The 10,970-nt window shown below is 27.3% G+C and carries 11 protein-coding genes; 10 read left to right on the forward strand and 1 reads right to left on the reverse strand.

Annotated elements, in window-relative coordinates; all coding sequences use genetic code 11:
• Positions 1 to 41 precede the first annotated feature (41 nt).
• The 5 genes from B3603_RS03340 to B3603_RS03360 all read left to right on the forward strand — a co-directional run bounded on the left by B3603_RS03340 (position 42) and on the right by B3603_RS03360 (position 4,455).
• Positions 42 to 467 (forward strand): phage holin family protein, encoded by a 426-nt coding sequence (locus B3603_RS03340; protein WP_291560731.1) that lies wholly within the window; start codon positions 42 to 44, stop codon positions 465 to 467.
• A gap of 51 nt (positions 468 to 518) precedes the next feature.
• Complete coding sequence (locus B3603_RS03345; RefSeq protein ID WP_291560756.1) at positions 519 to 983, forward strand: SH3 domain-containing protein; 465 nt, start codon at positions 519 to 521, stop codon at positions 981 to 983.
• A gap of 332 nt (positions 984 to 1,315) precedes the next feature.
• Positions 1,316 to 2,599 carry a hypothetical protein gene (locus tag B3603_RS03350; protein ID WP_291560734.1) on the forward strand — a complete coding sequence of 428 codons (1,284 nt, stop codon included), beginning with the start codon at positions 1,316 to 1,318 and terminating at the stop codon, positions 2,597 to 2,599.
• Between the two features lie 23 nt (positions 2,600 to 2,622).
• Positions 2,623 to 4,029: a viroplasmin family protein gene (locus B3603_RS03355; RefSeq protein WP_291560736.1), complete on the forward strand. Its 1,407-nt coding sequence runs from the start codon at positions 2,623 to 2,625 to the stop codon at positions 4,027 to 4,029.
• A 39-nt stretch (positions 4,030 to 4,068) separates the two neighbouring features.
• Positions 4,069 to 4,455 (forward strand): type II toxin-antitoxin system RnlB family antitoxin, encoded by a 387-nt coding sequence (locus B3603_RS03360; protein ID WP_291560738.1) that lies wholly within the window; start codon positions 4,069 to 4,071, stop codon positions 4,453 to 4,455.
• 282 nt (positions 4,456 to 4,737) lie between these two features.
• Here the strand turns inward: B3603_RS03360 and B3603_RS03365 are convergent, their stop codons facing one another.
• Entirely contained in the window at positions 4,738 to 5,196 is a 459-nt protein-coding gene (locus B3603_RS03365) for a helix-turn-helix domain-containing protein (RefSeq protein ID WP_291560741.1), read from the reverse strand.
• Positions 5,197 to 5,315: 119 nt separating this feature from the next.
• Here B3603_RS03365 and B3603_RS03370 point away from each other — a divergent pair, with 119 nt between their 5' ends.
• From B3603_RS03370 to ltrA, 5 genes are all read left to right on the forward strand, one after another.
• Entirely contained in the window at positions 5,316 to 5,693 is a 378-nt protein-coding gene (locus B3603_RS03370; protein WP_291560743.1) for a hypothetical protein, read from the forward strand.
• A complete protein-coding gene (gene dprA, locus B3603_RS03375; protein WP_291560745.1) occupies positions 5,694 to 6,776 on the forward strand; it encodes a DNA-processing protein DprA in 1,083 nt (360 codons plus the stop codon).
• Positions 6,777 to 7,853: 1,077 nt separating this feature from the next.
• Entirely contained in the window at positions 7,854 to 8,378 is a 525-nt protein-coding gene (locus B3603_RS03380) for a hypothetical protein (RefSeq protein WP_291560749.1), read from the forward strand.
• Positions 8,379 to 8,784: 406 nt separating this feature from the next.
• Positions 8,785 to 9,087 carry a hypothetical protein gene (locus tag B3603_RS03385; RefSeq protein WP_291560752.1) on the forward strand — a complete coding sequence of 101 codons (303 nt, stop codon included), beginning with the start codon at positions 8,785 to 8,787 and terminating at the stop codon, positions 9,085 to 9,087.
• 484 nt (positions 9,088 to 9,571) lie between these two features.
• Positions 9,572 to 10,970 (forward strand): group II intron reverse transcriptase/maturase (gene ltrA / locus B3603_RS03390; protein WP_291560754.1); only part of this gene is annotated, 1,399 nt, incomplete at its 3' end.

A 10,970-nucleotide genomic window follows, 5' to 3' on the forward strand; every position in this document is an offset into this window, starting at 1 on the left:
TTTTTATTTTGCCTATTTTTAATTAAAAAGAGAGGTGCAAAATGAAAAATTTACAATGGGATAGATTTATTAGTACAGTTGTAGCAGGTGCAGGAGCTTGTGCAAATTATTTCTTTGGAGGATTAGATATGGCATTAAAAACATTGCTGCTACTTATGGTATTGGATTATATTACAGGATTAATTTGTGCAGGTAAAGACAAGAACCTAAGTTCTAGCGCAGGATTTAGGGGTTTAGCTAAAAAAATAATAATACTTATAATTGTTGGAGTTGGGGTATCTGTAGATAATGTTACTGGAGCAAATGGGATAGTTAGAAGTATGGTTATATTTTTCTATGCAAGTATGGAAGGAATAAGTATTCTGGAAAATGCAACTAGAGCGGGCGTTCCAATTCCAGATAAATTAAAAGATATGCTAATACAACTTAAAGAAGGCAATAAGAAAGAAATTAAGAGGGAGGATTAGTAAAATGAAAATAGGTATAGATTATGGNNAGGAGGAGGACAAGGAACAGAAATATATACCTATAATAATGATATATTTACAGAAGCACAGGAAACTTTGAAGAATATAACAAATTTAGGATTTAATAATAGAGGGGTTAAAAATGGCAGCAATTTATATGTAATAAGAAATACAAAGTCTAAAGCGATGTTAATAGAATTATTTTTTATAGATAGTGCAGATGTAGAGCTATATAAAAAGTTAGGTTCAGAAAGATTAGCTAGTGCGATTGTAGAAGGAATTACAGGAAGGTCTACACCTAATAATGATTGGTACTCTTTAGATGGTAAAACTGGCATAGTAACTGCAAAAGACGGTTTAAATGTAAGACAGAGTAAATCCACTAATAGCAAAATATTAGGTGTTTTACAACATGGAGAAAAAGTAAGGCTATATAGGAAAGAGGAAGATTGGATACACATTTATTACTCTAAACATGGTGGTTATGTATATGCGGATTATATAGATATATTATAGTTTAAAGGTAGTTCTTAACTTAGGTTAGGAGCTACCTTCTCATTTGTCCAAATTGTGTTCTTGTAATAATTATAGAAAATATTAAACTTATATTATAATAAATTACCGTAATCCTTGTAGAAAGTGGCAATTATCCTTTATTAGCTTCTTGTGGAAAAAAATATATAATTATGTCGAAAACTGTACAAGCTGTAAAATATATTATATTATAAAAGAAAATAAACCACCAAGACGGCTAAATCAAGGGTGGTATATTAAGAGTATATGTATTTTCAATTATTTTATCTTCATTATATAGCAATATTTTTGAAAATACAATAATGGAGGATAATATGGAGCAGTTAAGGATTAAAGCACAAGAACTAAGAAAAAAGCATGAATATAAAGAAGCAGAAAAAATATATTGTAAAATTTATAATGAGAATAGCTTTGATAAATGGTTAGGTTGGGAATATGCTGATACTTTAAAAAATTTAAACAAAGTAGATGAAGCAATTAGTGTTGCAAAAAATGTATATGTAAATAATAGAAGCTTTAAATATATAAAAGATTTATTGTCTTGGTGTGTGTATGAGAAATATTTTAAGAATTTAGATGCAAATGATACAAAAGAATTGTCAGAACTAATCCCAATAGCTGATTTTTTATTAAAAATAACAGTACAAGATGAAAAATTGCCATATGAAAAAACAGTTTTTAAAATTATTAAATTAATTCAGAAATCAGATATAAATAATAAATATGAATTGATGATTGAATGGCTAGATAAACTTGATTATAAAATTTTATCTAAAAATACTTATCAAATAAAAATGAAGAATGAAAGAACTATAGAGATTGCTTCTCCATTAGAAGATTGGTTTTATATTAAAATAAAATGTCAATATAATTTAGAAAATTACACAGAATGTATTGAAAATTGTGATTATATTTTATGTGAAATTGAAAAATTTCACAATAATCAAGATAAATGGATTAGAAGGATTAAGGCAAATTGTCTTTGGGAGTTAAATAAAAAGCATGAGTCTGTTATGGAATTAAGTAAATTAAATAATGAGTTTAATCATTGGATTATTATGTACGAATTATCAAAAATGTATATTGAGATGGAAAATTTTAATGATGGCATCATTATTGCATCGAGATTAATGTTATTAAAAGAACCAATAGAAAGAAAAGTTGGAGCAATAAAATTGTTAGCAGACTTATTTTATAAACTTAATAAAAAGAAAGAAGCATATGTTTATTATATGGCTTGTTTTGAACACATATATAATTATGATGAAAAAAATTTAATTAAAAGTAGAATTAAGGAGTTAAATGATACATATAACATTAAAGTAATTAATAATATACAATGTCTGGAAGAGATTGCAATTAAGGAGATTAAGAATGATAAATCTAGAAAAGAAGGTGTAGTTTCTAATATTATTGGTAATAGAAAGGCTGGATTCATTAAGGATAATATATCATCATATTATTTTCAAATGAAAAATGTTCTAGGAACTAATAAAAATATAAAGATGAATGATATAGTTACATTTAATGTTATTGATTCATTTGATAGAAAAAAAGGAAAAAAATCAGAAGAAGCAATTGATTTAATCTTAGAATAAATTTATTAGATGAGGTGTTTAGAATGGCAAAAAAAAATAAATTTTATGCTGTGAAAGCAGGAGTTAATACAGGAATATTCTTAACGTGGAAAGAATGTCAAGAAAATATAACTGGATATAAGAATGCTGTATATAAATCTTTCTCTACACAGGAGGAAGCAGAGCTATATTTAAATGGAATTGATAGTATTGAAATACACAAAAAACAGGCATTAGAATTAGATGGAATAGTAGCATACATAGATGGAAGTTATTCTAAAGAAAGTAATAGATACTCCTTTGGGTGTGTTATCATTAATAAAGATGGAAAAATTCACTCATATTATGCATATGGAGATGATTGTGTTGCCTTAAAACTAAATAATGTTGCGGGTGAATTACAGGGATCAATGTATGTAGTAAAATGGGCATGTGATAATGGATATAAGAATATTATAATAAAGCATGATTATGAAGGAATTTCTAAATGGATTACGGGTGAGTGGAAAGCCAAAGATTTAACAGTTAAAAAATATGTTGAATTCATTAATAAGTATAAAGAAAAAGTAAATATTAAATTTGAAAAAGTAAGTGGTCATAGTGGAGATAAATATAATGAAGAGGTTGACAGATTAGCAAAAAAAGCATTATTTAATGGTAATAAGATAAATAAGGGACAATCATGGATAACTGTAACAGATATAACACTAGAAGATATTGAATTTATATTAGATACATTAAAAGATGATACAAATTTAAATATTAGAATGGATAGTAATAATATCGGAATTAAAATGTATAGACTTAAATTGGAAAAGGAAGAAATAGTTATAAAAATGTTTATTGAGCAAAACAAATTACTTATACAAGGAAAATTTGGAAAGATTTCATCATTATTATTATCATATATCTCAGAGGTAGTTGAATTAGATCAAATGAATGAGATAAATAATGATTTGTTTAAAATTAATATAGATAAACAAAACGTTGCAACTCAATTTGAAGGATATTTTATAAATTCAAAAGAAAAAATTCCAGAGAAAATTACCAGAGTACTACATCAAGCAGTTTATAATTTAAATATTTACGCTGAATTATTTGATGCCTCTTTTTTGATATTTCCAGCATTGAGGGCATTAGAAGGATTTCTAAAATTTATCTTAGGTAAGCATGAAATTAATTGCAATAATGGATTTAATATGTTTGCTCCTAAGGATAACGGGACATATGCATTAATAGATACATATAATAAAAACATAGGATCTAGTAAGAAAATATGCTATCTTAATAAGTTATATAATTTTTATTACAAGCAAAGACATTCATTATTTCATTGGAATGATCCTTTAAAAAATTATGATGATACAAAACTAATAGATACTTGTGCATCAGCACATAATATAATAAAAAACACTTTACAATTAATAGATGAATATTATACTATAAATTAGTTAATACTTTTTAATAATCTATAAAGGAGGGTGAGGAACATGATATGTTTAGATTTAAAAAAATACTCATATAAGTTAATAGACAATATTGACGTAGATTATAAACCTTTTATTATAGAACTTTGTTGCGAACCTCCAACTTTATTATTAAATAATATTGAAAATGATTTAAGGATAAAAAAAATAAAGGGGAGAATTTTAATAGATTGTTTATTATATACGGGTAACAGTAAAGATAGATTTATTGAAGCTTATTTTAATGGAACTAAATTTGAAGATGATTCAATAAAAATTGTTGAAGTTGAAAGAGGCAATAAATTTAGAAAAATTACTTCGGATTTTTTAAGAGAGGAAGTAGAAATATTAGATTATTCTATACTAACAACTGTTCAAAAAAAATTAATTTTAAAAGGATTAAATATATAAAAAACTTTATGTTTAAATATATTAATTTTTTAAAAAGGATTATTAGGAATTGTACCTAGTAATCCTTTTTGTTTTCCGCAATCTGCTATTAAATACATAACAAAATTATACAAAAACAAAAATATACGAACATATGTTCTTTACTAATGATGAATTAATGTTATAATTATGTTAGCGAAAAAATATAGACATCATGGGGGAGTTGGTATGGGTATGGTTATAATTGTTATAAATGAAGGCGGCAAAAGAAGGGTGATCATAAAAAAACGATAGGTATTTAGTCTATCGTTTTTTTAATTTATCTAAAGTTGAATTTATAACCTTTAGGTGATTAGCATTAGGAGTGTACCGAGTTAGAAGGTCTATTGTAAACCCTTCGCTATACCCTATGTATTTTCCAACCTCCTCCCAACTTTTAGCACCTGTATAAGCTCTAATTTTTAATAATTTTTCTTTTACTGAGTTTTCAGGAAAAGAATCTAGAGATAAATAGCTTATATGATTTTCCTCAAAAAAATCACATATCATTTTCCAATAATTATATGGAAGGTTTATTTTATTTTGCTCAACATGCATTAGGGTAGTATGACTTATCCCTATAACATTAGATAATTGTTTCAATGTTAAATTGTTATTAAGCCTTAAGGTCCTTAACTTTTCCCCTATAGAAACATCTTTAGAAGTATTACGTGAAGAATTTAGAAATTTTTTATTTTTACATATATCAAACTTGAAACTCACATCCATGTCCCTGCGGATATTTTGGTCATGATCGATGTAAATGCAGTGATTATGAAGTTTTAAAATATAGACAAAAAATATCTGGGCCTATTTTAGATAGAATTGATATACAAAAATATATGAATCCAGTGGATTTTATTGATTTATCGGAATTTAAACCTTCTTTAAGCTCTAGTAGTTTAAGGGAAAGAGTAGAGTTTGCAAGGAATATCCAAAGAGAAAGATTTAAAAATATATCCAATGTTAACTGTAACAATCAAATGAAAGATAGTCATGTAAGAGAATTTTGTATGTTAGATAATGAAGGAAAGGAGCTCATGAGGAAAGCATATGATATATTTAAGTTTAGTGCTAGAAGCTTTAATAAATTTTTAAAGGTAGCAAGAACTTTTGCAGATTTGGATGGATTTAAAAACATTGAAAAGTCTCATGTTGTAAAAGCATTGATGAGTAGGGATTTAGAAAAGGAAGAGGGAAGAATGGATGTGGTTTCTTAGATGGACAATATAGACGTATTTTATATTTGGCTTAGTAAGTTGAAAAATGTAGGAGTTAAAACCACAAGAATTTTATTAAAAGAATTTAACTGCCCTTACAAAATATATATTTCTAATAAAGAAGAACTTAGTAAAATAGAAGGATTAAGAAAAACTTCAATAGAAAGTATATTAAACAGTAGAGACTTAAAAGAGGCACGAGAAATATATAATAGATGTGCAGCTCTAGGGATAAAAATATTAACTTATGAAGATAAACTATATCCAAATTATGCTAAGGAATGTGATGAAAGTCCAATAGTCCTTTATTACAAAGGTGAACTAAAGGAAGTAAAGAATGGCGTAAGCATTGTAGGTGCAAGAAGATGCAGTAATTATGGAAAAAATGTAACCAGAGAAGTAGTAGAAGCTTTAGTTTTAAAAGATATTCCTATAATTAGCGGTTTTGCTAAAGGTATAGATAGTCAGGCACATACTGTAGCAATAAAAAACAGTGGATATACACTAGCTTTTTTAGGAAATAGTGTTGACATATGTTATCCTTCAGAGCAAAAGGAGCTTATGAAAAAAATTATAGATAATGGTGTGATATTATCTCAGTTTCCACCTACAACTAAACCTGAATACTACAATTTTCCTAAGAGAAATTATTTAATAGCTTCATGGTGCAGAAAGCTTTTAGTAGTGGAAGCCTCAGAAAAGAGCGGTGCTTTAATAACTGCAAATTTTGGGAGAGTATTAAATCGAGAAATATATGCAGTACCTAACAATATATATTCAAGAGAAGCTATAGGAACAAACAAACTCATATTAGAAGAGAAGGCGAAAATTTTTATAAATACTTCTCAGCTAATAGATGATAAAAGAGCAATGACTAATGTTCAATTAAGCTTATTTGATAATTTATCAGATTTAGAAGAAGGTATAGTAAATCTATTAATGGAAAGACCTATGTGTTTTAGTGAGTTAGTAAGTAGAATGGAAAAGAGCTATTCAGAAATAAGAAATTTAATAAACACTATGGAATTTCAAGGCAAGCTTCAAAGTAAAGGTGGAATTATTTCTTTGTTGAAGGTATTTTAATTTGCTATATCAGCAAATTAATTTAATAATTAAATATTATATTTATTAGAAAACAGTTAAAGAAGATGCAAATTGTTAAAAATTTCCTTTTAAATAAAGCTCAATATAATGTAAAACTAATATAATCTGGTAAATTACTTTGAAGCATAGGAAAGGCCATAACAAATAAAATAGGTTAACTATAATGAAATGTCGTTTTTTGTATATAACAAATATAAAAAATATGATTTTTATTAATTATAAAAGAAATTTATTAAATCTAATTATCTTTTCTATTTAAATTATGTACAAGTATTAAGGATTTGAGAGTAATTTGTTAATATTATTTAAAAAACATAAAAACATAAAAATTATAATGTATAATAGGAAACATATAACACAACTATTATAATACTGTATTTACCCACGAGTATTATATAAAAAAATTGCAATAATCTTTTACTTTGTCCCTCATTTTAGCTTTTAAGTATTTAAAAGCGTAAGCCCTATGAAATTCATAGGGCTTATTTTCATTTTATCGTTAAAAAAGAGCTTAGGCAATGGAGAATTGAAAATTATGGAGGAAATTGATTCTCAACGAATTAATTTCTTTAATGGATTTTTTACTAGCTATACAATTGTTAGTTTTTTTATAAGAAGTTACTGTGTAACTTAAAAAAAATCAATTCTATATTTCTCAATTTCCGCTGAGAAATATCCATAATTGTGAATTTTGTATTGTGAATTGTGAATTAAATTAAGTTGTGAATTAAATTAATGTAGCCTAAAAAATTAACTTGAAACAATAAACAATAGTAAAACAAACTTACATATTATAAATTTTTTGTGAAATTTTAATTTAATTTTAATTTAGCCTTTAAAAAGTAACCTTTTTTTAATTATAGCCATAATATATAGAAGGGCTTCAAAGAAAATTAATTTAATGAAGCAAAGTATTCACAGCAAAAGAGAAAGTTCTATAAATGCACCTAAAGATAATTATATAACTTAAATTTAATTTATAGGTAAGAAAGTAAGATTTAATAACTAGCTCTTTTAATAATATAAATAAGATAAAAAGTGATGGGGGAATTATTAATGTATAATGAAAAAAAATATGAACAAGATTCTGATTATAAATATTGCTACGACTTCTATGAAGAAGAGAAAAAATGTGATAAAAAAGAGAAAATGAAACATCATAATTATTATGATCCTTGCTATTACTGGTGGTATAATTGGCATAAAGAATGTCATTGTAAGAAACATGATCATGATTATGAAGATGAATATGACTACGATTACTATGAGGAAGATAAGTGTAAAAAAGAAGAAGAGAAATGTGAAAAAGAAGAAAAGAAATGTCATAAACACCATCCATGTGATGAATGGTGGGATTATTGGTATAAAGAATGCCATTGTAAGAAACATGACCACGATTATGAAGATGAGTATTACCACGATTATTGTAAAGAAGATAAGTGTAAAAAAGAAGAAGAGAAATGTGAAAAAGAAGAGAAGAAATGTCATAAACACCATCCATGTGATGAATGGTGGGATTATTGGCATAAAAAATGCTGTCATAAAAAACATCATCCTTACTACGAATATGACGAAAGATAGAAATAGTTTTAAATACTAAAAAATTAATTATAGAATTAATAAATTTCTAAGGTATTGGCTTGTGCCAATACCTGTTTTTACTTTCAATTTAAAGTTAGATAAAGTTTCAATTTTTAATTAAATATAAGATACTTAAAGCTTATTTTCTAATAATAAGCAAATAATGAAATAAAAATATAAAATATATATTTTTGTAAAAAATTTAATATGATTTAATTTTAAAAGAAACTTTTTTGAGCTTTATTCATAGTATATATAAGAAAGCTGAAAAGTAACAAGAATAAGCTTTCGTAACGAAAGAGAGAATTTTTTTAAATTAGCCATTAGGTAATATAATATTTAATCAATTAAAAGCTAGCATTAGTAATTTTCTAAAAATATAAATAAAATAATGGGGGAAATTTTTATGTATAACGAAAAAAAATATGACTATGAATATGATTATGACTACGGTTATGGCTATGAAGATGATTATGTATATGGATATGGTCATCATGAAGAAGATAAATGTAGACGTAAGAAAGAGGATAAGTGTAAAGAAGAAAAAGATGAATGTAGAAAAGAAAAAGATGAATGTAGAAAAGAAGAAAAGAAATGCCATAGACCTCATCCATGTGATGATCCATGCGACTTTTGGTGGCATTGCTGGCATAAAAAATGCTGCCATAAGAAACATCATCATTGTCACCATGACAAAGACGAAAGATAATATAATTTATCAAGCATAAAAAATAATTAAATCTCTAAGGTATTGGCATATGCCAATACCTTTTTTTAGTGCGCCCAGCATGGGCGCTTACTTGTCGGTGAAAGTCCGATACGGGGGTTGATAGTGCCAACCGTTAGCTTAAGATAAGGGTGTCCATCGTGAGGTGGAATCTGAAGGAAGTCGGCGGCAAAACTCTGGTCTGACGAACAGAAACTACATATAAGGCATGTGCTTGTGGGTGAGTTTGCTAAACAAAACAAAGCCCTAAACTATCCGAAACAGGCGATGTAAATGTAGCAGATATATGGAGGGAAAGTAAGCGTTCTTACCTGGGGAGGTCTGATAGATAAGTTATGAATATGAATTTAGAAATAACAACCCATACAGTGATGTATGGCTGAACTATCAGAAGTCAGCAGAGGTCATAGTACCACGTTAAACGCGTTAGCGTGGGAAGGACTGAACAATAGGAGGTTTCAGAATTTTGAAAGATACGAAGAAATATGATAAAAGCAGACAACTTCATAAAGAAGACTATCTATATGAAAATAGAGTGGAACTCAAAACTAATATAGAAGTGCCTAGTATTCCTTCCATGTCTAAAGAAGGAAGAAACGATGTCAATGAATACGGTAATGATTTACTGGAGCAAATATTATCTAAAGATAATATGAATAATGCTTATAAAAGAGTAAAAGCCAATAAGGGAAGTCATGGTATTGATGGTATGACAGTAGATGAACTTCTACAATACCTAAAAGAACATGGACAGAAATTAAGGCAATCATTACTAGAGGGTAAATACAAACCACAACCTGTAAGGAGAGTAGAAATACCTAAGCCTGACGGCGGAAAGAGATTATTAGGAATACCTACTGTAGTAGATAGAGTTATTCAACAAGCTATTGCTCAAATTCTAATACCTATATATGAAGGTAAATTTATAAACAATAGTTATGGTTTTAGGCCATTAAGAAGTGCGAAGCAAGCTGTTGAAAAATGCAGGCAATATATTAATGCAGGATATACTTGGGCAGTAGATATAGACCTTGCAAAATACTTTGATACAATAAACCACGATAAGGTAATAAGACTGTTATCTAATGATATAAAAGATAGCAGAGTAATTTCTCTAATACGAAAATATCTGAAGAGTGGTGTAATGATAAATGGTGTGGTTATGGGAACAGAAGAAGGAGCACCGCAAGGTGGACCATTATCCCCATTATTAAGCAACATAATGTTACATGAACTTGATGTAGAACTAACAAAGCGTAAGCTTTGCTTTTGTAGATACGCTGATGATAGTAATATATATGTTAAAAGCAAGAAAGCTGCAAACAGAGTAATGAAGAGCATTACGAAGTTTATTGAAAAGAAGTTAAAACTCAAAGTAAATAAAGACAAAAGTGCAGTTGATAGACCTTGGAAACTTAAATTTCTAGGATTTTCCTTTTACAGAGGTAAAGGTGAATACAGAATAAGAACTCATGAGAAGTCTTTAAACAAATTTAAAGCAAAACTTAAGAAGTTAACTTCAAGAAGTAATGCAATGAATATTGAATATAGGTTTCTAAAATTAAAACAAGCAATAGTGGGGTGGATAAATTATTTCGCTATCGCCGATATGAGAAATATTCTTAAAACACTTGATGAATGGTTAAGGCGAAGGATAAGAATGTGTTTTTGGAAGCAATGGAAAAAGACTAAAACAAAACACGATAATCTTGTTAAATTAGGAATTCTCAATAACAAAGCTTGGGAATATGCTAATACAAGAAAAGGCTATTGGAGAATATCCAACAGCCCTATACTATCTAAAGCTTTAACTAATAAATATCTCAAAGAAATAGGCTTAATCTCTATATCAGAAGTATATTCAT

The sequence above is a fragment of the Clostridium sp. UBA2485 genome (assembly GCF_002341865.1).
Lineage (GTDB): Bacteria > Bacillota > Clostridia > Clostridiales > Clostridiaceae > Clostridium_J.

What these genes read in the sequence shown, in the direction of transcription:
- B3603_RS03340 (WP_291560731.1), top strand. Translation starts at nt 42, where the DNA reads ATGAAAAATTTACAATGGGATAGATTTATTAGTACAGTTGTAGCAGGT.
- B3603_RS03350 (WP_291560734.1), top strand. Translation starts at nt 1,316, where the DNA reads ATGGAGCAGTTAAGGATTAAAGCACAAGAACTAAGAAAAAAGCATGAA.
- B3603_RS03355 (WP_291560736.1), top strand. Translation starts at nt 2,623, where the DNA reads ATGGCAAAAAAAAATAAATTTTATGCTGTGAAAGCAGGAGTTAATACA.
- B3603_RS03360 (WP_291560738.1), top strand. Translation starts at nt 4,069, where the DNA reads ATGATATGTTTAGATTTAAAAAAATACTCATATAAGTTAATAGACAAT.
- B3603_RS03370 (WP_291560743.1), top strand. Translation starts at nt 5,316, where the DNA reads ATGAATCCAGTGGATTTTATTGATTTATCGGAATTTAAACCTTCTTTA.
- dprA (WP_291560745.1), top strand. Translation starts at nt 5,694, where the DNA reads ATGGACAATATAGACGTATTTTATATTTGGCTTAGTAAGTTGAAAAAT.
- B3603_RS03380 (WP_291560749.1), top strand. Translation starts at nt 7,854, where the DNA reads ATGTATAATGAAAAAAAATATGAACAAGATTCTGATTATAAATATTGC.
- B3603_RS03385 (WP_291560752.1), top strand. Translation starts at nt 8,785, where the DNA reads ATGTATAACGAAAAAAAATATGACTATGAATATGATTATGACTACGGT.